A 21,456-nucleotide genomic window follows, 5' to 3' on the forward strand; every position below is an offset into this window, starting at 1 on the left:
GCTCCCCCGCGGCTCGCAGTTGCGTCCCCGAAAATAGGTTACTCGCGCAGAATGGAGCACTCTTGGCTGGGGCACGACGCTGACGGCGTCCCCGCCGCGCCGACCAACCTGAGATTATGTCACCGATTATGTGGCATTGAGAGACGGCTTTCCACGACTGCAACGTTTTCCGATGACCATCGATTCCGAGCACTGTATCTTGGCTACGTTGCCCGGTACGGGCGAGACCGTCCGAGCTCGTGTGAATCGCGGACGCATCGTTGCCGTTGAGGAAACCGGGGGCGCTAACGAACACTCGGACGAAGCGCCCAAGAGCGATGATGGACGTCCCGATGTGGCACGCTCCGCGGATGATCGCCCCCTGTTCATCTCCGGCGGCTTTTTCGACATTCAGGTCAACGGTTACGCCGGCCAAGAGTTCAGCTCCCTGCGACTTTCGGTGGAAAAGGTATTTGAAATCGCGGAGGCTCTTTGGCGGTTCGGCACCACGCGATTCCTGCCGACGCTGACGACGCAATCCTTCGACGTTCTGGCTCACGGGTGCCGTGTGCTGAGCGAGGCGATATCGGGCGATTCCATCCTTCGAGCGAGGATTCCCGGTCTCCACCTGGAAGGCCCGTACATCAGTCCTCAAGACGGCCCTCGCGGCGCTCACCCGCTGCCGCACGTTCGCGCCCCGAATTGGGACGAGTTCGCAAGATTGCAAGACGCCGCCGACGGAAACATCCGTCTCATCACGCTGTCACCCGAGTACGAGAGCGCCCCGGAGTTTATTCGCCGGGTCGTAAGAACCGGGGTCGCGGTGGCGATCGGCCATACCGCCGCCGATGGGGAACAAATCGCGCGGGCGGTCGACGCGGGGGCGGTCTTGAGCACCCATTTGGGCAACGGCGCCCACCCCCTGCTTCAACGCCATCCCAATTATCTCTGGGATCAACTCGCCGAAGATCGACTTCGAGCCAGCCTTATAGCCGATGGGTGGCATCTGCCGCCGGCCTTCGTAAAGGTGGCGGTCCGAGCAAAATCGACCGAAAATTGCATCTTGATAAGCGATCTATCGGGCATGGCGGGTTTGCCCCCGGGTCACTATCAGACGGATCTCTGTGCGCTGGAGGTTTTGGAAGACGGACGATTGGTCGTCGCCGGGCAAAGGACGCTGCTGGCCGGGGCATCGAAACCGATCGGCCAGGGTATCGTCAATGTCATCGATTATGCCGGCATCTCATGGAATAAGGCATTGGCCATGGCGGTCGAGAATCCCGCCGAATTATTGGCCATTGCACCGGCACGAATTCAACCGGGCGAGCCGCTCGACTTGGTCCTTTTTGAAACTCGCGACCGGACGGTTACGCCGGGATTCAAGTCGTCAGGCAAGGGGCACGGTACAGAACGGGAATTGGTCGTTCGCGAGGTATTCTTCCGCGAATTCCATCGGCGCTGGGATGACTGATCGTCCGCGGACGCATCGGACGTCGGCAAAGCCGACTTGCCGTTAGGGTAAGCCGATCTCATCCAGTCCCAGGTCGTCCCCTTCCTGGAAAACGTGCCGCAGAGGAGCCATTCCAGGCCGAATTTCGAGGCGAGTCCACGCATAAGCCTGCGGGCCGATCAGGTCGGCAGGGCGGTCGAAAAACGCCGCGAGCCGATTGAAATCCAACTCCTCGATCCCCCGATTCGGCCGAGAAGTCACCGCCGCCGGTCTCGCCAGGTTGTTGGAGATGATGAGCAGGTAATACTCACCGGGGTGCGGCGCAACAAGGTTGAAACCGCCGTCCGTATCCGCCTGAGCGAAGGCGCCGCCAAGGCTCGCCACTTGATCCATCGCATCCTTGCGCGAAGCGAGACTGGCGTTCCAAGGGCGAAACCCCTCCACCGTCAAAAGCTCTTGTGGAGGAGACAGCGGCAGGGCGACGACCACGGCGCCCGCATCGGGCGCGAGAGGTTTTCCTTTGGCCGCGAACTGAACAGTGCCCGCCAACAAGACGGGATCCGACGAGGATGGCGCATTTGCGTGCGAAGCGGCTGCGGGAGAGGCTCGACCGGAACCGGCGGTGCCGCGACCCAGCAAGAAACCCATAAGCCCCGTGCCCATCAAAAGCAGCACATAAGCCTGGATTCTTCGCCGGCTAATGAGGAGGTAATCAGACTCTTGCGAATTCCGGTAAAGCCGACCGACAACCGTGGCGGAAGATGAGGGCGAGGTTGCGTCTTCAACGACAAGTGCCTCCGTAAGCTCGGCGGAAGTATCAGTCGTTGCTCGCTCGGTCGGTTCATCCGTTCGTTGAGCACGAGTAGCGGTTTTCGTCACGGCGATTTCGCGCGGCGAACTGCGGCGCTCCTGCGGCAACGGCGGAGGCACGGCAGGGCCCTTCGATTGTTGCCCGGTCTTTTCGCGCGATGAATCCAAACTCACGCCTCCACTCCGTCATGAATAGCCCGACACCGGCCAAGGCTTGCGAGCTTACCGGAATTCGCCGTACACGACGCCGCGGGAAGTCCATCCCGCCTTACGTTGATTATATCGATCGCATGGCACTCGATAGAGGCGAAGGGATCGCGGTAGCGCAGCCTCGTTTTGTCTCGCGCGGCCTTCGCGATGACCTGCACCACCACACGCGGGCAAGGCCTAACGGAGATTCAGGTATCGCCGTCGGATTGAGCCACGTGCAGCAGCGCGAGCACGATGACCAACATCACCAGGTCGAGGATCGCCAGGATCCCGACGCCCAGGCCGACATAGCGTACGACGGTCCCGCCCAACACATCGCCTAAGGCCTGCAACACCGACGAAACGGAGAGAACAATTCCCAGGCCGATGAACCAGAAGAGCAATCCCGCCGTGAGGATCCAGAGAAGACTGCGCAGCGTGTTCATGATGGTTCGCCTTCGAAATCGCCGTTGGTTGAACCGAAAACTCAATCTTGTCGCGCCTCAGCAAGAGCGTCAACGTCAACCGGCGATTCATCTCTCGCCGATGGCGATCGTATTCTGTGATACATTGAAAACGGCGTTGTTTTTCAGCTATTTCGCGCTTCCGTGAAGAGGCGTCGACTGCTCGGCGGACGGCGCTGCGAACGGCACGCAGACGATCGTGTTGTTGTGCTCCGCGTGTTATCGCTTGGGATGCGGCGTTTTCATCGCATGCCATCGCAATCGTGCAAAACACAACTTGCAAGTTTTGAGGAAGACGATAACATTATGGCATAAGTTATCGTGCCGAGTTGAATGTGCCGCGCGGTTGTGCGAAGGAATCTCACCCGCGAACGCCACATGCAAGGAATGCACGGTACGACGGACGAAACAATGCCGCTGCGGATGCGGCGCCGGTACGTGGTTTCCGGTTGTTTCTAGGAAGGGCGAAGTCGGCGACTTCTCACGTGGCAGTGGAGGGTTGCGGATGACGCCGAGAGGTTTAGTACAGGAGGTCCCCAAGGTGGCCCAAAAGAAAGTGGCGAAGAAGGCCCCGGCCAAGAAAGCGGTGAAGAAAGCCGCGAAGAAGGCCCCGGCGAAGAAAGCCGCCAAGAAGGCCGTGAAAAAGGCTCCGGCCAAAAAGGCGGTGAAGAAGGCGCCGGCGAAGAAAGCACCCGCCAAAAAGGCAGCGTCGGCCAAGAAATCGGCCCCGCCCGCTTCGAACGCCTGACCGCGCTCGCCGGAAACGGCAGCACGCCGCGGCCCCAATGAACACCAACGAGAATGAGACGCCCGCCTCTTCGGCGGGCGTCTCAGTTTTGGCTTCGCGTTGGGTAATCGCGTTTTGGTTGCAAGGGTTCGGACGCGATTGCGATCACGGCTTTTCCATTCGCTCTTGCGGATCTATCGCCGGTTTGCCCAAGAACCTTTCTCGAAACCACTCGGCGACCGACTGCGTTATCATCGCGGCGCGTGACATCTGACCGGAACGGTCGCCGCGTTTGAACCAATCGCTGAGCGCGGATTGCAATTGCTCTCTCGAATCGACGGGGATCCACGTCATGACGGCGTCAAGGTTGGGGTAGCGCTCAACCGGAAGCAACGGCATACCCAGCAAGCGGCGTTTCACGGGTCGAACCTCACCTACCGAGAATCTCCAGCCGAACAGGTGCAAGTCTGCGTCATACCGCGCCTTCCACAACTCGTCGATGGTCACGCCGTCCACCGAGAAGCGAACGCGATCCTGCCGGATAAGCCACGGATAAATGGGCGCGGCATCGCGAATTCGGCCTTCCGTTCGCATGCGTGCCGCGTTGCCGATGTCCCAAGGGCGTGTGAAGACGCACTCGTCGTTGTAATTTCCGGGTACGGTGGGCGGGACCGCTGCCAAGACCGTGATCGGGTGCGCTCGATCGGACGGCACGGTGCTCGCCATGTCCTCGAGGATCGCCCGCTGAATGTGCCAGGACAACAAGTAATTGTTTCTTTGGAGAAGGAACGAGGTCGTATTCACAAGGAAAATGCAGCCGAAGATGGCCCATCCCTTCGCGAAAGGAGCACGAGAGGATGCGTTCCGCTCCGCTCCCAGATGACTGCTGATGGCCAAAGCGCAGGCCACCCAAAAACTCGAGAGCTTTCGGTTGTCGTAACCGAATACAGCGGCATAGGAATTCGAAAGGACGAACAGAAAGATCGAACTGCCGGCGGCGACCCAGCACGCGATCCGCAGCAGGCGAATCGTCGAATCAGACTCGCGGCCTTGACGCGACGCAATCTCTCGTTCTTGTGCCGCCTGCCCGTGGCGGAACAACATCGCCATGAATGCCGCGGACGTCGTCAAAGTCAACCAATCCCATGCGTCAGTCCACCGCAGAAGACCGTCCGCCCACAGTAGCGGAAGCTGTACGAACACGGCCATGAACCAGTAGGCCGCGGTTCGAATCGCCATTCCCGGACCGCCGAATTGCAGTCGGGACATGTCGGGCGCGAATGCCGGAAATATGCATTTTTGGAGGATCGCGGCGGTCAACACCGGCACGAAAATCATCGCCGCCCAGAACGCCGTTTCGCGTCGTAAGACCGGCGGTCGAGTCCGCTGAGTCTCGCGACATACTCTTTCCTGCTGAATAGCGAGCGGCAGTGCCAACTGGATTAAAAGCAGCGGGAGGAATATTTCGTACAAGATCAGGCCCAACAGCAATAGCACGGCGACGGCGCCTGCCAATCCGATCCGACGACGGCGCGTGTTGGCTTGGGCGGCGGAAACGGTCAGATGCATCGAGACCGCCCAGATCAAGTAGGAGGCGGAGGCAAGTTGCTGCATTCCCGGTGAAAATACCAACGTGGAAGCCGCGCTGGGAAGTGTGGCCAAAATGAAGAAACCTGCCGCCGCGCCGGCACCGAAAAATCGTCGCCAGATCAGGCTGACGATTCCCATCGCCGCAGCCAGTACGAGCAAATGAAAGCAGATGTACGCGGTGGGTGAACCGGCGAAAAGCGTCGAGGTGGTCGCCAGTAAGGCGGCGGCGGGCGGACGAGCGGCAAAAAGTGGAAACCACGAGAGAAAGTCGCCCTGCCATGTTGGATGGTCAACCGCGTGCGCAAGGACCATCCAGTCATCGCAAACAAAACCGCCGTGGGCGACGAAGGGGATCATGATCGTCGCCCACAGCGCGGCGAGTGCTGCCGGTAATGCCCGTCCGGACGGTCCAACGACGGACCGCCCGGCGTGGTTTTCGCGGTCGGACATCATCACCGGAGATCGTTGGCCATCGGGTCCATTTCCGCCTGCTCGGCGAAGGTTCAATTCTTGACCAGCGCCACCGCCGTGGCATCGGGGATGGGCATGTCTTCGCGGTCGCTGCGGATGTGCAAGCGGACATTGACCCGCCCTTCCTCATCACCGGCGGTAAACTTCACCGTTACGATGTGCAAGGTCCGCGGGTCGGAACCGGTGGGGATCTGGCACTGAAGACTTCCGGAAGGACAATCGGAACACTCGGCACCCAAAACGGAAAACGGTTGTCGTCCTCGCACAACGAGCTGACGCGACACCGACTGGCCGGGCTTGACCACGCCCAAAAAGAGCAGCGTCGGAGTGACCGTCACCAGTGCCTCTACGTTTCCTTCCACCATGAGCGGTACTTCACGGAGTTGCGGGTCGTTTGTCACCAGCGTCACGTATTGATGAAGCGATCCCGCGGGCGCGTCGCCCGTCAGACGCACCTTGACCGGATAATTGATTCCGCTTGTGGTGCGTTCCGGCGGCAAGACCTCGGCCGAGAGATAAGGTACTGGGCTTTTGACCTCCAGTACCCGCCAATCGCCGCGACCGATCCGGTTGACGACCACCGCTTGTTCGCTTTCCGCGCCCTGCTCCACGGTGCCGAATCGCACGCATTCCGGGTCGAACTCGACATCGCCGCGGATGTAGCTTCGCACCCTCAGTTGAACCTCCGCGTACTGAGGCTTATCAAAGGTAACGGTAATGGTTGCGCCTTTGGCTCCGAGAAACGCTCGCGAATTGACGGTCGCCACGATCGCCCCGGTTTCGTAGGTCTTGACGCTGGGATTCTCCACGCGGACCAACGTGCACCCGCACGAGGACCGGGCATTGGCGACGTGAATCTCTTCCGTGTAGATGTTCTTGAACTCGAACCGAAATTCCGCTTTGGAACCGCGGGGCACCACGCCGAAGTCGTGCTCTCGGACTTCGAACATCTTGGTTGCCCAATCTTGTGCCGCCGCGGAGGCTACCCCGAAAGCGGTCACGGCACACGTCAACAAGACGACTCTTGCGTAGCAACGCATGGTCAGGCCTCCTCGTGGCAGGAAAAATGACCGCCGAACGTTCCCCGGCCCATATTATATGCCTGTCGGGACGCTGAGACCGCCGGGGCGCTCATGCACCCCCGTTCCGCGGTGTAGTTCGGCGAAGTCGGAGGGAGGGAGCGGTCGGCAGCCAACGCGCTGCCCAAAATCAACCACTCACTGAGAAAACATAGAACACGTTGACTTGCGTCGTCACCGACGAGGATATCGCCTGAGCGGGACTCCGCACCGGTTTCTTGAGGATTATGACGCTTGGGACGGTTCGATCGGCCGCGCTGTTCCGTAGTCCACGAATGGCGAGCCCCGCGGTCCGGGCCTACCGCCGTGCGACCGCCGGAGTTTCATGCCGTTTGGCGGATACCCGGTCCGCGACCTGCGATGAGAGCAGTCGGTTGCACCTCTGCGGCGCCGCGCGGGGCATGAGAAGACGGGTGATGGGGCGGTTTCGAAGTCGGGGCAGCGCGTTCGGATTGCAAGACGAGGAAAAGGGCCCTTGCCTGCGGTGAGGCAAAGGCCCGATTTCCATGGCAGAAGGAAACTCGCGACAATCCGCCGGTATCAGTGACCCTTAATTGCACGGAACAAACCGGAAACGGGGCCCTTGTGCGATCCGTCGTCGAAGTCGAGGAACCACCAACCGTCGTGCCATTCCAAGGTCACTTTCCGCCATCCCAAAGGCACTTGCGGGTAGGGATAGAACGGGCCGATGTAAGGCCAGGCGGTGGCCGAATATTGCTTGGGATAGGTCAGCGCGGCGTAGTTGGGATAAGCCGCGTAGCTGGGCCAGGCATAGTTCGGCATGGCGGGCTGATCGTATCGGACCGGCGCCGCGCCCCCGGACGCACCGGCGTACATCGGCAAGGGGCGATTCATGGGGACGCTCTGCGTTTCCATCGGGGCCGCTTGTTGCTCCGCGGCGTCCTGCGCCATCGCGATCGGGATGGGACGCAACGGCTTGGGTGCGGCGGGCGCCGGTGTCGGCGTCGCAGGCTGTGCCGGTGTGGGAACGCCCACCAACTCGTTCGCACCCGTCGGGGTCACTTCGGGCGGAGTCAGCGCGGGACCTTCCGCCAGGGCTGAGGTACGTTGTACCGGGGCGGGCGCAAATTCCGCCGGGACGGGGTCCGCGGTTTGAGTCACCGGCAAGCGCGAAACCAATCGGCTTGCCGTCGCTTGGCTCGTTCCCATGGCGAAACCGCCGTTCGAGGTCAATCGCTCGGGGGCGAAGGCACCGGCGGGTTGCTGCACGGCCTGCGGTTCGGCGGCGGCCAACGTCAACTCGTTGACCACGTTGGTCACTCCGGGAACCTGCTTCGCAATCTGTTCCGCCGCTTCGATTTGGCTGGAATCGGAAACCGTGCCGCGAAGGCTGGCGGTCCCGTCCTGGTAGTAGCGAATGCCGATTTTGCACCCGCGGAATTGACCGCTACCCTTGAGGGAAGCGGCGATTTGCTCGGCGACCTCTTGGTTGCCTGCCAGCGCAGTCAAAGGACTGAGTACGATGGCTGCCGCAACCATCCATTTCAAGCAGAAACCTCGCATGCCATTCCTCCTGTCTGGAATCCATTCCCGCAGCGTGGCGCCGACTTCGCTCGATGACCGGCGGCTGACGCCCCCCATTGCTTCTGCGTTCGCGACCTGATGTGGTTAAGAACGATCCTCCGTTGATCCGCACCTCCGTCGATGAATTCGGCTCACTTCGTAACCGAGCTTTCCCATGCGGCTTCGCAGGCCGCGGGCGACTCGCGGTTCGGCTGATCACCGACTCACACCGAAGGCTACCTAGATATAGGTTTCGGTAGATTCGGGTGACTTCAGGGAGCTTTTTTTCGATTTTGGCGTTCAAACTGGGCAAAACGATTACTCTGGGGGCGGTAATCTTGATGTATTTTTCCCAGAGTCGAATTACGTGACTTCCGGCAGTCGCCTTTCCCACGGGAGTGCCCCGGAAATAGATCTGTGGTGACGTAAGCCGTAGGGCCGTCTCTCGCTCGCAAGACGCCGTCAGGGGTTGCCCAACCCCAAGGGGCCGGAGAGGGCGACGCCGGAGACGTGAACACTTCCCGTTGGGTCTTGGGGCACGGAAGACGGTATCAAAGCGTCAGGATGAGAAGTCGCGGAACACCGAAGAGATACGCAGAAAAGGTAGGGTGTCTATTGAGAATAACGCTCCCGCTGGGGACGGAAATCCGCCATGACCACGAGGATCATGCTGCACAGGGTCAAACCACAGGAGAGCCAAACGTCGGGCGACCGCCCTGCGGCCAAGACAATGCCGGTCAGCATGGCGAAGCTGCCCCGAAATAACCATTCGGTGCAGCATGCCCACCTCGGTCGCCGCACCAGGCGTATGGCAACCGCAGAAACGATTCCGAGCGACTGAATCCCCCAAAGGAACAGGGCCGCCACTTCGTTCTGTGCAACGGGTATTAGCAAGTGCGTATATCCTTATTCTGGAAGCTGGATTTCACCTCCACCTCGGCGTAGCATAGCCGACGATTTGCGATGAGAAAATACGAAATTGGGCCGTACCTATCAGTTGTCACCGAGAATTCTCTGTCTGCCGCCAAATTGTTCAGCAAACTGCGTTGGCGCCAAGAGATGTGGCTTCCATCCACATCGTGGGGATTTAAGCGTCAGGGTCTGGTAGCCGAGGTCGGCACCGGACGTCGCATCACCGCCGAAACCCCGGAAAAGGTTTTGCGGACCACTCGCGAATCGAAAGTGAACTCGCGAATCTGGATCATCTCGAACAATCGCCCCAACTCCGACCTCAGCTCCTCTTCGCTCACCGGCGGCAATTCCGAGTCGGAGCTTTGTGCGTTGGTCTTGGTAACGCAGATATAGTAGGAGCCCGGCTTTGTGACCCGCCAAAGCAGATCCAGCAGGCGGCTGAGATCCCATTGCCGCAGGAACTGATAAAAGCTGCTGTCGTACACCACGTCAAATACGCCGGCGTGCAGCCCGAAGCGGAAAACGTCCTCCAGGACGAAGCAGACGTTGGCCGATGCACTCTGGGCCCGGGTGCGTGCCCGTTCCACCGCCGTGGGCGAGAAATCCACCGCGGTGACGTCGAATCCGCGCTGGGCAAGAAAGACGGCGTCGGCGCCGGTCCCACAGCCCAAATCCAAAAGAGTACCCTTGGGGAACCGGCATTCGTCCAAAATACGGACCAGTTCCGGGGAGACGGTGCCCACTTCCCAAGGCGGCAGAGTTTCTCTGTAGAGCACGTCCCAGTCCATCGCCGACATTCCACGCCTTCCCGTAAAACCGTTCATGGGCCGCTACACCCCCGAACTCCCGACGCGCGGGCGTTCCGTTAAAGAGTCGAGACGAGACGGAATGGGTTGAAGACGACGCTTCGCTCCCTTCTTGGCGAAAGGCTCGTACTCCCCCGCAAAGGCAACTATAATTTCAACCCCACGCATCCGCCACGCAAGTCCGCGCGGCGGAATATCGTGAAGAATCGCTCTATCTCGGTTGGTCTTTCGACAACCATGACCGAAAACGCACAACAGGCAAAAGTATGATTATCACCGCGATCAGCGACCTTCACAATCGACGAGACGTCCTTGAGGCAATCTTGCGGGTTTCAGCAGACTGTGACGTCATCGTGTTTCCAGGCGATTTGACGCACTTTGGCGGGGCCGCGGACGCGGAATACATCGTCCAGCAAGCCCGCGGTCGAAAAGCCGCCGTCTTCGCCGTGGCGGGCAATTGCGACAATGCCGCCGTGGATGCCGTTCTGGAGGCAATGGAAGTGTCGATATCGGGTCGCGGCGTTTGTTTGGGCGAGGTCGGTTTTTTCGGCGTATCCGGCGTCCCGCCTTGGCAAACAACGATGTACTGCTTTTCGGAGAGCGAACTGTCGGCGCGATTGGAGACCGGGGCCGCAGCCACCCAAAATTGCCGCGTTCGCGTGGCGGTGACGCATGTTCCGCCGTACGGAACGACGCTAGACCGTGTTTGGTCGGGCGGTCATGTCGGCAGTCGCGCCGTCCGGGAAATCGTGGAAAGGGAGCAGCCCTCGCTTTTGGTGTGCGGGCACATTCACGAGGCCCAAGGCGTCGAGCGATTGGGACGCACGTTGATCGTCAACTGCGGCGCCGCGAAGTCCGGGCACTTTGCCCGAATCGAGATGAATCTAAGCCGTGCGGGACCGGAACCGAAAATCGACGTGGACTTTTGCCGGATTTGAATCGGCGGGAAGGCAAGCTCCTTAGTCGGCCGGGGTTCGCGATGACGCCAGGCCGATTCGCGTAAACCACCAGCAAAACGCCCAGGCGACCGCGGCCCCAAAGAGGATATCGCTGGGATAATGGGCACCGCTTTGCAATCGCTGCAAGCAGGCCAATACCGCCGGCAAGGCGAAATACCACCGTGCTTGCGGATACACGACGGCGAAGCCCAACGCCAACCCTACGGCGACCGCTGCGTGGGAGGACGGAAACGATTGGCCGCTGGTATGCGTTACGAGTGGTAGCCAGCCTTGGAATGTGGACCAGACGTCGCCGGTGAAGGAAAAGTCCCGCGGCCGCGTGCGCGCAACCGTAAGTTTGATGAAATCTGCGAGCAATCCGCTGCCGTATGCCATAACGATCAGTCGGAGAGTATGTTGCCGGTTGGAGCGATCCAATACGTAGAAACCGGCTAATATTACCGCCACGCTCGCCCCGTGAGCGAATGCCTCGCTCATGTCGATCAAATCTCGCAACAGGCGCGGTAACTGATGATGCCTGAACCACAAAGCGACGGGCACATCCGCGAGAAGGGCGATCGATGCCATCACCAGAAACGCGGCAACCGGCCAAAATGGCACCTTCAATGATGCTGGGCTGCCTCGGTCATTTTCGCCCGTCATGTGCCAACCTTTTATAGAAAGCTCCGCGTGAACCACGAGGTTGCCGCTGTCGTTCCGAACGGCGCCCCGGACTGAACGTCGAGCCAGTTTAGGTCGAGGGCATGGCCCAAGACAAGATGAAATTGGGCAAAATAGCGAATGGTCGGGGTGGTATGGCGAAGGGGGGGCCAAAACTCGCCACGATGGGCGTGGTATCGCAGAAAGGTCAGCGCGGCGCGTTCCGGAGGGGACCGGGAGTATCCTCTGTCGGCGCCGAAGGCAATGAGGCTTTCTTAACCAGAGCGTAAATCTCCCCACGATGGATGGAAAGCGTGGCTGGGGCATCGATTCCGAGTCGCACGCTTCCGCCCCGGATCGACACCACCGTTACGACGATGTCGTCGCCGATGATAATCTGCTCGTTTGTTTTTCTCGAAAGTACCAACATGATTCGCCCGGAACCGTTCGCCGGCGATGCCTGCACCGCAACAATTGTACACACTTGGCCCTGCCGGGGTAGCGTTGACTGTCGCGAATTACACCTTAATGGGGGCAAGGAGTCACTCTTGGTGCTTTTTTCCGCGACCGCGATGATCGACTTCCGAAGGAAGCGACGGAGTGCGTGTGGAAACTCGGTATGACAGGCAAGCCTGGAGGGAGACGCGGCACTAAAGGGGACTCAAGATCGGCGTTCGATCTCAACAACGAGCGATGAGTGCCGTGAGTGTGCCCGCTCAGGGACACAGAGAGCCGCTTTCGTTGAGCGATTCCGTCATCCAGGCGCAGTCCATGGCGCGCGCCGGGCAGTGGGAGCAGTCTCCGAAACCTGCCGTACCCGCCGGTTGCACCACGTGAATCCGACGGATTTCGACGGAAGTCTGAAGCCCTGCCGGATCATAGGTGATCGTTCGTGACACCGGCTCGTGTTCCACAGCCAAGATCACGTACCACATGTTGCCGACGCCGTCCATCGCCTGGCGATTCAATGCCTCCATGGCGGCAATTGCCCGGCGGTAGGTCATCACTTCCTCTTGGATGGCGCCTTGAGCCTTGCACACGCAGCGGGGGACGTCGAGCGGAGAATCCGGTTCCCAGCCCATCGGCCACCAAATGGCGGCAATCTTGTATTCCAGGGGTGTGCAAATTCGCATACCCTGCCAAATCTTGCCGACGGCGCCTTTCTCCACGACGACGGCCCATTGGGCGCCGTTCTCGGCGCGGCTGCGCTCGTTGTATTCCACGGCACCGCGCAGCGCCGCAAAGATCTGGGAATACTCTCCCAATTCGCCGCAGGGTAGCCCCAACTCCAGCGGCAGATCATCGCTGCAACGGGGCGTCCAGTCTCGCGGTTTATCGATCAAGACAACCTGGTACGTCGACATCGGAAACGCTAAGCCTCACTGATCGGAAAACGACGGAAAGGGACGACGCCTTTTCGATGCGAGACGCCCTTCGCGAGGCCGGCGTCGGGGGCGTACAAACCCGCCGCCCGAGGCCGCCCTCATTATGGTAACACACGGAGGGACCGCCGACAAAGGGTTTTTGCGTGAGGCCGTTTCTCAACACAAGGGGGTGACTTCAGACACGTTCGCGAGGTTGATAGGAGGTGTGAAGCAGGTGGTGCGACACTTCTCCCAGCGGCGATCCTAGGAATTCCGCGTAGAGTTGCTGAATCTGCGGATTCAAGTGTGATTTGCGGATCGGCTTGCCCTCGTCTTCCTTCAGAATGGCAGCGATCCTGGCTTGCCGCACGCGATTGTCGGTGAATCGCGGTTGTCCCCCGCCGCCGATGCATCCGCCGGGGCACGTCATCACTTCGATGAAATGGTAGGATCGTTCGCCGGACAAAACGGCTTGGATGACCTTTTCCGCATTGCTCAGCCCGTGAGCCACTGCCACGCGCAGCGTGACCCCATCCAGGAACCGCCAATCCGGCAGCGGGTTTTCGATCGTAATCTCGGCTTCCTTAACGCCCTCCAGGCCGATGAGGTCGGGAACGTGCAGATTCGGTGTCGGCAGCGGCCGTCCGGTGACGATTTCGTAGGCGGTCCGCAGAGCGGCCTCCATGACGCCCCCGGTATTCGCGAAGATAACGCCCGCGCCGCTGGAGATTCCGAGCGGCGCATCCATCTCTTCTTCCGGGAGGGCGTGAAAGTCGATTCCGGATGCGCGAATCATGCGGGCCAGTTCCCGGGTGGTGAGCACGGCATCGACGTCGGGACCTCCGCCCCCGGTCATTTCGGGGCGTTGCGCCTCAAATTTTTTGGCGGTACAGGGCATCACGGAGACCACGAAGATTTCCTCCTTACGACGCCCCGTCTTTTGTGCGTAGTAGGTCTTCGCGAGTGCGCCGAACATCTGCTGCGGCGATTTGCACGAGGAAAGATGCGGCAACAGGTCGGGATGAAACGCCTCCAAATACTGGACCCAACCCGGTGAGCAACTGGTGAACATGGGCAAGGCCGCGCCGTTACCGCTCGCCAAGGACTGCTTCAAACGCATCAGCAACTCCGTGCCTTCCTCCATGATGGTCAAGTCAGCGGCGAAGTTCGTGTCGAAAACGGCGTCGAAGCCGAGTCGCCGAAGAGCGGCGGTCATTTTGCCGGTAACCAGCGTCCCCGGGGGATAGCCGAAACACTCACCCAATGCTGCGCGGATGGCCGGGGCCGTTTGCACGACGACGATGCGATCGGGGGCGTCGATCGCCGCCCAAACGGATTCCACATAGTCCCGCTCCGTAATCGCGCCGACGGGACAGATAGCGGCGCACTGGCCGCATTGCACGCAGGTAACGGAGGCCAAGTCCTGCCCAAAGGCCGGGCCGATCACGGTGTTGAAACCGCGAAACTGCGGAAACAATGCCCCCACCCCTTGGATTTCGTTGCACACGCTGACGCATCGGCGACAGCGGATGCACTTGCCGTTGTCTCGCATCAAAGCGGGCGTGGATACGTCCACTCGCTTGCGCGCGGATTCGCCGCGGAACTCGATCTCGCGAATGCCCAACTCAGCGGCCAAATCTTGCAACTCGCACTGTCCGTTGCGATCGCATGTTTGGCATTCGCCACAATGCTCCGAAAGCAGAAGTTGCACCACGGTCGTCCTGGCACGCCGCACTCGCGCGGAATTCGTACGAATCTTCATCCCCTCCGCGACGCAGGTGGAGCACGACGCGACCAAGTTGCGGTAATTCTCAACCTCCACGACGCAAACCCGGCATGCGCCGATCGGCTTAAGAGACTCCACATAGCACAAAGTCGGGATGCGAATCCCTACCCGTTTGGCGGCACAGAGGATCGTCGTTCCTTCCGGAACTTCCACTTCCTGCTGATTGATCCAGGCTTTGACCATGGGCTGATCCTATCCGGTTTTCCTGACGGCGATACCCTGACTAAATTTCAGCCTTCCGGCGTCGTCAGGGTGTTTCCTGTATCCCCAAGGGCGGACCGGCAGCGTAAGTTCCGTCGCCGCGGTCACAATTCTCCCGTTTGATGTAGCACGACGACTTCCGGCGTTCCGCCGGGCACGTTTTCTCGACGACCGTAGTCGCAGCGCAAGCAGCGCCGCGCCTGCCGGACGGCAACCGGTTCGGGCCACGGCAGTTCGACCTCGTCGAAATTGCGGCACCTCCGGTCCACGGGCAACAACCGCAGTGGTTCCCGCACGGCGTCGGAGGGTTCCGCTTCGGGGTCAAAGGCCGTCTCGATTGGGCGCAGCTGTCGCCAGAATGCGTGCATCTCGCCGGTTAGATAATAGTCGATTCCAACAGCGGCACGCTCTCCCGCGGCGACGGCCTCGACGACGGAGGCCGGACCGCTGACGGCATCTCCGCCGGCAAAGACCCAACGTTGCGAGGTCTGGCCCGTGACCGGATCCACTTGAACGAATCCCCGGGGGTTCTTTTCCAAGGGAACGTCGGGGCAAAGAGCTTCCAGGTCCAAGACCTGTCCCACGGCGACCAGGATTTGGTCGGCGGGGATGCAAAAGGCCTCCCCCATCTCTCTAGGTCGACGGCGGCCCGATCGATCGAACTCACCCAATTGGACGGGCACGCACTTCAGGCCGACCACACGATTGTTCTCCACCAACACGTCCACCGGCGCCGTCAGCAATTGAAGGCGGACGCCTTCGTGTTCGGCTTCCAGTACCTCTTCTTCGTAAGCGGGCATGGCATCTCGATTGCGGCGGTAAACCACGGTAACGCTCTCGGCGCCGAGTCGCACGGCGGTGCGCGCCGCATCGATGGCCGAGTTCCCACCGCCGACTACTACTACGCGGCGACCGACGGGTACCGAACCGCGAATGTTGTACGTCCTCAAAAAGGCCAATGCGTCGACGACGCCTTCGGCCCTTTCATTGGAGACGCCAAGCCCCGCCCCCTGGGGAGCACCCAGGCCGAGGAATACGGCTTCGTAACCTTGCGCGCGGAGCGAACTGAGCGTGAAGTCTTTCCCCAGCGCCCGACCGGTGAGTATTTCCACGCCCATTTGTTCGATCATGCGAACCTCGCGGGCCACGACTTCTCGCGGCAAGCGATAGGCGGGAATGGCCTGTACCAACATGCCGCCGGGACGCGGTTCGGCTTCGAAGACCTCGGGGCGATAACCCAGGCGAGCCAGGAAATAAGCGCAAGTCAAGCCTGCGGGCCCGGCACCGATGATAGCGATCTTTCGGTTGGCGTTCTTGGGGTTCTCACGGATTTCGGGAACCTGCAACGTCACTTCTTGATCCACCATGAATCGTTTGATGGCGCGAATGGCTACCGGGGCGTCCAACGTGGAACGTCGGCACTTATCCTCGCATGTGTGGAAGCACACCCGGGAGCATACCGCCGCGAATGGATTGCGTTCTCGATGGAGTCGCAGGGCTTCGGCGTAGCGCTTTTCGCCGACCAAGGCCACAAAACCGGGGATGTCCACGTTGGCGGGGCAGGCGCTTTCGCAGGGGGCGGCCACCAATTCCGGGCAAACTCCGGCTCGGCAATGGCGATCGCGGATGTGCTCGATGTATTCCTGACCGAAATGGCGAATCGTCGACAGGACCGGATTTCCCGCCGTCTGCCCCAATCCGCACAGGGAGGTATCCTTGATCATCTCTCCCAATTCGACCAAACGTTCGATATCCTCCTCCTCTCCCTTTCCGGCACAAATGCGTTCCATGATTTCCAGCATGCGCTTGGTGCCCACGCGACAGGGAACGCACTTGCCGCAGGATTCGTCTTGTACGAATTCGAGGAAGTATCGGGCGACGTCCACCATGCAGCTATCGTCGTCCATGACAATTAGTCCGCCGGAACCCATGATCGCCCCCAGATCCGCAAGGGACTCATAATCCAGCGGGACGCTCAAATACTGTTTTGGGATGCAACCGCCGGAGGGACCGCCGATTTGGGCGGCCTTGAAATTCTTGCCGGAAGCAGTGCCGCCGCCGATGTCGTAGATCAAGTCGCCGAGCGGCATGCCGATCGGGACTTCCACCAGGCCGGAGTTCTGGATTCCGCCGGCCAAAGCGAAGACCTTGGTTCCGCGACTTTTAGGGGTTCCCCACTGGGCGTACCACGCGCCGCCGTTGAGAACGATGGGCGCGATGTTGGCGAACGTCTCGACGTTGTTGAGTAGCGTCGGCGCCCCCCATAACCCGCTCTGCACGGGAAACGGCGGTCGGGGCCGAGGTTCGCCGCGATTTCCCTCAATCGAAGTCAACAGCGCCGTTTCTTCGCCGCACACGAAGGCACCGGAACCCATACGGATTTCGAGATCGAAATCGAGGCCCGTACCGAGGATGTTCTTGCCGAGCAGCCCCGCCTCGCGTGCTTGGCCGATGGCGATTTTCAGTCGTTCAACAGCCAAGGGGTACTCGGCCCGGACGTAGACGAACCCTCGCGATGCGCCGATCACGGCGCCGGCTATGGCCATACCCTCGATGACGCTGTGCGGATCGCCTTCCAGGACGCTTCGGTCCATGAAAGCGCCCGGGTCGCCTTCATCGGCGTTGCAGACGACAAACTTCACGTCCCCCGCCGATTGCTTCGCGGCGGACCATTTTTTCCAGGTGGCGAAGCCAGCGCCGCCGCGCCCTCGCAACCCGGATTCGCGAAGCGTTTCGATCACGGCGTCCGGATCGCCTCGCCGCAGGACTTCCCCAAGAGCGCGATAGCCGTCGCGTTCGATGTAGTCTTCGATTCGCGTCGGGTCGATCCGACCGCAATTCCGCAACACGATCTTGACTTGGCGGCGGAAGAAGTCGATGTCTCCGACGTGCGGCACGGGACGACCATCCGGACGCCGGTGCGCCAATCGCTCCAGGACCCGACCGCCGATCAAGTGTTCCTGAACGATCCCGGGCGCATCTTGTGGCCGAGTATGTTCGTAAAGTACGTCGTCGATCTGCACTACGGGACCGCCGAAACAGGGACCCATGCAGCCCGTACCGACGATTTGCCATCGCTCGGCGATTCCGCGGTCTTCGATCGACTGCCGAAGGGCGGTCAGCAATTGGAGGGAACCGGACGCGATACAGCCCGCACCCGTGCAAATGCGGATCTCGCGTTTGCCCGCCTCGGCGGCCTCTTGCCGTTTTCGCTGCAAGTTTTCGCGCAGGGCGGTCAGCGAATCCACGTCTTCAATGCGACGACACGGCGTGCCATTGGAGATCATTCTGCGTCCTCCTCGTCCTCGGCAGGACCGTTGCGGTATTGGTCCAGCAGTCGAGCCAACTGCGATACCTTGATCCGTTGATGAACATCGTCGTCGATCATGATCACGGGAGCCAACCCGCACGCCCCGAAGCACCTGCCCACATCCAGGGTGAAATTCAAGTCGGACGTGGTCTCCCCGACGTCGATTCCCAAGTGCGACTTTAGCGAGGCCAGAATCTGTTTCCCACCGCGGACGTAGCAGGCTGTTCCAAGGCAGACGCGAACCGTGTGCTTGCCCCGCGGTATCGTGTTGAAAAAGGAGTAGAAGGAAACGACCCCCGCCACTTCGCTATAGGATTTGTTGAAGGCCCGGGCAATGCGTCGCAACGCTGTTTCGGGCAGGTAGCCGAAAATGGCCTGCGCCATTTGGAGTACCGGAATCAAGCCGCCGGGAACCGAGCGATATTCGCTCAGGATGTCGTCCAATTGGCGAAATTGGTCCTGTTCCGTGACTTGATTGCAGTCGCAACCGGTTGAAGTCGGCGACTCCATGTCGCTCCCCTTTTTCTTGGACGCGTGATACCTCGAACCGTGTGATGAACTGAGCGGATCGCCGACGCATCGGTGATCAGTGCGTCGGTCGCCGGAGTCAGTTCTCAAGTTTACCTCATCCTCGCAACAGGGCATAGAACGGCATCTTCAGAAAATAACGTAAAACTCCAAATAAGCGACACTTTGTGCAGGAAATATTTCGGCTCCAGCGGTCCCAGAATGGCTGTGTTCGGTGAGTTGCCGACGCCGTTCGCAAACGGCTACAAGGGTTGTCGCGTTTGTATTAGAGGAAACCGCGTGGACACGCGAACATGGCGACAATAGAATGGGGTTAGCCCCTCCGAGAGTCGGTTGCCACGACTGCTCCGCCTCCCCGCAGTCAAGCGAACCGGCCTCGCGAGGGGTTCTTTCGTTGCCGGGCACGAATTTCAGCGGTCGAAGTCGCCGCTTGGCCTCGCGCCAATCGCCTCGTTGCGGTTTTTTATCCCTTTATCGATAGTTTTGTATTGGACGCTGCGTGTTCCGGCGACCATTTCTTGACCAATTGCCCTTCCCCAATTCCCCGTCAGAAGGGACAATCGTGGCGGAGGAGTAGGATTCCCCTGGATTGCCCTCGTCCGGGCGTCACCTCGGCACGGAGGTCGAAGTCGTGAACATCTGCCTCTTTCTTCCGAATTGGCTGGGTGATGTGGTGATGGCGACGCCGGCCATTCGCGCGATTCGTCGCCGGGTTGGTCCGCAGGCTCGCATCGTGGGAATTCTACGTCCAAATTTGTCGGGCGCGTTGGACGGCACGGGGTGGTTGGACGAAACGTGGTGCTACCATCCGGGCAGCGACGATCCGCGGTGGAAGACTTCGAGCTTGGTTCGTCGTCTTAAGGCGGAAAAGTGGGACGCGGCGGTGCTGTTTCCCAACTCGTGGCGGTCTGCCTTGGTGGCCTGGCTTGCCCGAATTCCCGTCAGGATCGGCTACGGGCGGCACCACCGGGGGAAATTTCTGACCCATGCTCTCGCCTGGGAATACTCCCGAGAGCAGGGTTGGCGGGTTCCCATGGTGCAATACTACCTGCGACTGGCCGAGACCTTGGGGTGTCCCGCCGAGTCGCCTCGCCTGGAATTGCGAACCACCCCGGATGGCGAGAGTTTGGCCGACCGCGTTTGGGAGGACTTGGGGTTGCCCGGCGACGGTCGAGTTGTCGCCATGCATGTCGGCAGTGCCGGCGCGTCCGTGAAGGTATGGCCCGCGGAATACTTCGAAGAACTTGCACGCCTTATCGTTCGCAATACCAATCATTCCGTATTGCTGCTGTGTGGCCCGAGCGAGAGAAAAATCGTCCGCGGAATGGTTCGCCGCATCCAAGACGGTCGCGTCGTTTCATTGGCCGATCAACCGTTGCATATATCCCTGCTGAAGAGTTGCATCCGCCGGTGTGGATTGTGCGTTTCGACGGATAGCGGTCCGCGCCACGTCGCCGCGGCGCTGGGGCGGCCGGTGGTGACGCTACTCGGACCGACACCGGAGGAGTTGATCGCCAATCCTTGCGTTCCGGGTTTGAATCTTCGGGTGCCTTTATCTTGCGCCCCCTGCCTGCGGCGGACCTGCAAGCTAGGCCATCATCGTTGCATGAGAGACATGACCCCGGCATGGGTCTTTGAGCAATTGGCGCCGTTTTTCCTCGAGCATGTTTCGGCCCGAGCGGCTTAGGGATCCGCGTAGCATGCGACCGCCCATTACCGTCGTCGTTCCCTGCAAGAATGAGCAAAGGCACATCGCGGCTTGTCTCGATTCGGTTTGGGATTGGGCCGACGAGATCGTGGTCGCCGACAACGGTTCGACCGACGACACTTTGAAGATCGTGGATCGCTATCGTCGCCGTTCACCCGATCGTTGCCGCGTGATCCAACGAGAATTCATCGGCTACGGTGATTTCAAGAATTGGGCCATGAGCCATGCCCGAAACGATTGGGTCCTTCATCTCGACGCGGATGAACGTTTGACGACGGAAATAAAGGAAGAGATCGACGTCGTCCTCGGGGATCATCCTGCGTATGTCGGATACCGCGTTCGATTTCGGACGTATTTTCTGGGGCGCGTGATTCGCCGCTGCGGATGGAATCGTTACGGCCCCATTCGCTTGATGCGCCGGTCGCAATGCCGCTTCGACGATAGACGCATTCACGAGGGTGTCGTGGTCGCGTCCAAGGCGATCGGTTCGCTACAATCGCCGATCGAGCACCACACTTACCGGTCTCTCGAGCACTGGACCGACAAAAAGAACCGATACACCACATTGGGGGCTGAGGAACTCGCAGCCTCGGGAAGGTCGGCGCGACCGTTTCGCGACCTGCTGCTTAGGCCATGTTTCCGCTTCTTGCGAATCTACCTGTGGCACGGCGGAATACTTGACGGCATCCCCGGGTTGATCATCAGCATCGACGATGCCTTCGGGACTTTCCTCAAGTACGCGAAGCTTTGGGAATTGCACAACGTATCGACCCCCGCGGGGGAGGATAAGCCTGAGAATCCCTCGCTCCCCAAGCCTCCCGTGAATCGAGTCGCGGTCTGACTCTTCCAATCGCCGCTCATCCTGCGGGTTCGTGAGTCTATCAGACTTCACCAACCGGTATTGCCTGCGGTTACGCTGCCGACTCGCGCCGGTAACAGGCGATTCTTGGTTGAGATTGC

18 protein-coding genes are annotated in these 21,456 nt (G+C 60.3%); 5 read left to right on the forward strand and 13 right to left on the reverse strand.

What is annotated here, in order from left to right; all coding sequences use genetic code 11:
- Positions 1-172: 172 nt before the first annotated feature.
- A complete protein-coding gene (locus ACYQ6J_RS06700; RefSeq protein WP_460183413.1) occupies positions 173-1,450 on the forward strand; it encodes an N-acetylglucosamine-6-phosphate deacetylase in 1,278 nt (425 codons plus the stop codon).
- A gap of 42 nt (positions 1,451-1,492) precedes the next feature.
- On the opposite strand, the gene ACYQ6J_RS06705 is transcribed toward ACYQ6J_RS06700, so the two are convergent.
- Positions 1,493-2,413 (reverse strand): hypothetical protein, encoded by a 921-nt coding sequence (locus ACYQ6J_RS06705; RefSeq protein ID WP_460183414.1) that lies wholly within the window; start codon positions 2,411-2,413, stop codon positions 1,493-1,495.
- 224 nt (positions 2,414-2,637) lie between these two features.
- Positions 2,638-2,874 (reverse strand): hypothetical protein, encoded by a 237-nt coding sequence (locus ACYQ6J_RS06710; protein ID WP_460183415.1) that lies wholly within the window; start codon positions 2,872-2,874, stop codon positions 2,638-2,640.
- Between the two features lie 523 nt (positions 2,875-3,397).
- Between ACYQ6J_RS06710 and ACYQ6J_RS06715 the strand changes: the two genes are divergently transcribed.
- Entirely contained in the window at positions 3,398-3,640 is a 243-nt protein-coding gene (locus ACYQ6J_RS06715) for a hypothetical protein (protein ID WP_460183416.1), read from the forward strand.
- Between the two features lie 144 nt (positions 3,641-3,784).
- Here ACYQ6J_RS06715 and ACYQ6J_RS06720 read toward each other — a convergent pair whose 3' ends face one another.
- The 5 genes from ACYQ6J_RS06720 to ACYQ6J_RS06740 form a co-directional block, all read right to left on the reverse strand.
- Complete coding sequence (locus ACYQ6J_RS06720; protein WP_460183417.1) at positions 3,785-5,662, reverse strand: hypothetical protein; 1,878 nt, start codon at positions 5,660-5,662, stop codon at positions 3,785-3,787.
- Positions 5,663-5,712: 50 nt separating this feature from the next.
- Positions 5,713-6,720 (reverse strand): DUF1573 domain-containing protein, encoded by a 1,008-nt coding sequence (locus ACYQ6J_RS06725; RefSeq protein WP_460183418.1) that lies wholly within the window; start codon positions 6,718-6,720, stop codon positions 5,713-5,715.
- A 579-nt stretch (positions 6,721-7,299) separates the two neighbouring features.
- Positions 7,300-8,283 (reverse strand): BON domain-containing protein, encoded by a 984-nt coding sequence (locus tag ACYQ6J_RS06730; RefSeq protein ID WP_460183419.1) that lies wholly within the window; start codon positions 8,281-8,283, stop codon positions 7,300-7,302.
- A 612-nt stretch (positions 8,284-8,895) separates the two neighbouring features.
- Entirely contained in the window at positions 8,896-9,177 is a 282-nt protein-coding gene (locus tag ACYQ6J_RS06735) for a hypothetical protein (RefSeq protein ID WP_460183420.1), read from the reverse strand.
- Positions 9,178-9,377: 200 nt separating this feature from the next.
- A complete protein-coding gene (locus ACYQ6J_RS06740; RefSeq protein WP_460183421.1) occupies positions 9,378-9,992 on the reverse strand; it encodes a class I SAM-dependent methyltransferase in 615 nt (204 codons plus the stop codon).
- A gap of 275 nt (positions 9,993-10,267) precedes the next feature.
- Here ACYQ6J_RS06740 and ACYQ6J_RS06745 point away from each other — a divergent pair, with 275 nt between their 5' ends.
- Positions 10,268-10,939, forward strand: a complete 672-nt coding sequence (locus tag ACYQ6J_RS06745) for a metallophosphoesterase family protein (RefSeq protein WP_460183422.1) — start codon at positions 10,268-10,270, stop codon at positions 10,937-10,939.
- Positions 10,940-10,960: 21 nt separating this feature from the next.
- On the opposite strand, the gene ACYQ6J_RS06750 is transcribed toward ACYQ6J_RS06745, so the two are convergent.
- The 6 genes from ACYQ6J_RS06750 to ACYQ6J_RS06775 all read right to left on the reverse strand — a co-directional run bounded on the left by ACYQ6J_RS06750 (position 10,961) and on the right by ACYQ6J_RS06775 (position 18,770).
- Positions 10,961-11,527, reverse strand: a complete 567-nt coding sequence (locus tag ACYQ6J_RS06750) for a phosphatase PAP2 family protein (RefSeq protein WP_460183423.1) — start codon at positions 11,525-11,527, stop codon at positions 10,961-10,963.
- 280 nt (positions 11,528-11,807) lie between these two features.
- Positions 11,808-12,029, reverse strand: a complete 222-nt coding sequence (gene csrA / locus ACYQ6J_RS06755; protein ID WP_460183424.1) for a carbon storage regulator CsrA — start codon at positions 12,027-12,029, stop codon at positions 11,808-11,810.
- Positions 12,030-12,315: 286 nt separating this feature from the next.
- Positions 12,316-12,963: a hypothetical protein gene (locus tag ACYQ6J_RS06760; RefSeq protein ID WP_460183425.1), complete on the reverse strand. Its 648-nt coding sequence runs from the start codon at positions 12,961-12,963 to the stop codon at positions 12,316-12,318.
- 196 nt (positions 12,964-13,159) lie between these two features.
- On the reverse strand, positions 13,160-14,932 hold the full coding sequence (locus ACYQ6J_RS06765; RefSeq protein ID WP_460183426.1) for an NADH-dependent [FeFe] hydrogenase, group A6: 1,773 nt from the start codon (positions 14,930-14,932) through the stop codon (positions 13,160-13,162).
- 122 nt (positions 14,933-15,054) lie between these two features.
- Positions 15,055-18,237, reverse strand: coding sequence for an NADH-ubiquinone oxidoreductase-F iron-sulfur binding region domain-containing protein (locus tag ACYQ6J_RS06770; protein WP_460183427.1), 3,183 nt, complete (start codon positions 18,235-18,237; stop codon positions 15,055-15,057).
- Entirely contained in the window at positions 18,234-18,770 is a 537-nt protein-coding gene (locus tag ACYQ6J_RS06775; protein WP_460183428.1) for an NADH-quinone oxidoreductase subunit NuoE family protein, read from the reverse strand. Before ACYQ6J_RS06775 ends, ACYQ6J_RS06770 begins: the two co-directional genes overlap by 4 nt.
- A 649-nt stretch (positions 18,771-19,419) precedes the next feature.
- Between ACYQ6J_RS06775 and waaF the strand changes: the two genes are divergently transcribed.
- Entirely contained in the window at positions 19,420-20,475 is a 1,056-nt protein-coding gene (waaF, locus tag ACYQ6J_RS06780) for a lipopolysaccharide heptosyltransferase II (protein WP_460183429.1), read from the forward strand.
- Between the two features lie 13 nt (positions 20,476-20,488).
- On the forward strand, positions 20,489-21,337 hold the full coding sequence (locus ACYQ6J_RS06785) for a glycosyltransferase family 2 protein (RefSeq protein ID WP_460183430.1): 849 nt from the start codon (positions 20,489-20,491) through the stop codon (positions 21,335-21,337).
- The last annotated feature ends 119 nt before the right edge of the window (positions 21,338-21,456 follow it).

The organism is Thermopirellula anaerolimosa (assembly GCF_054657335.1).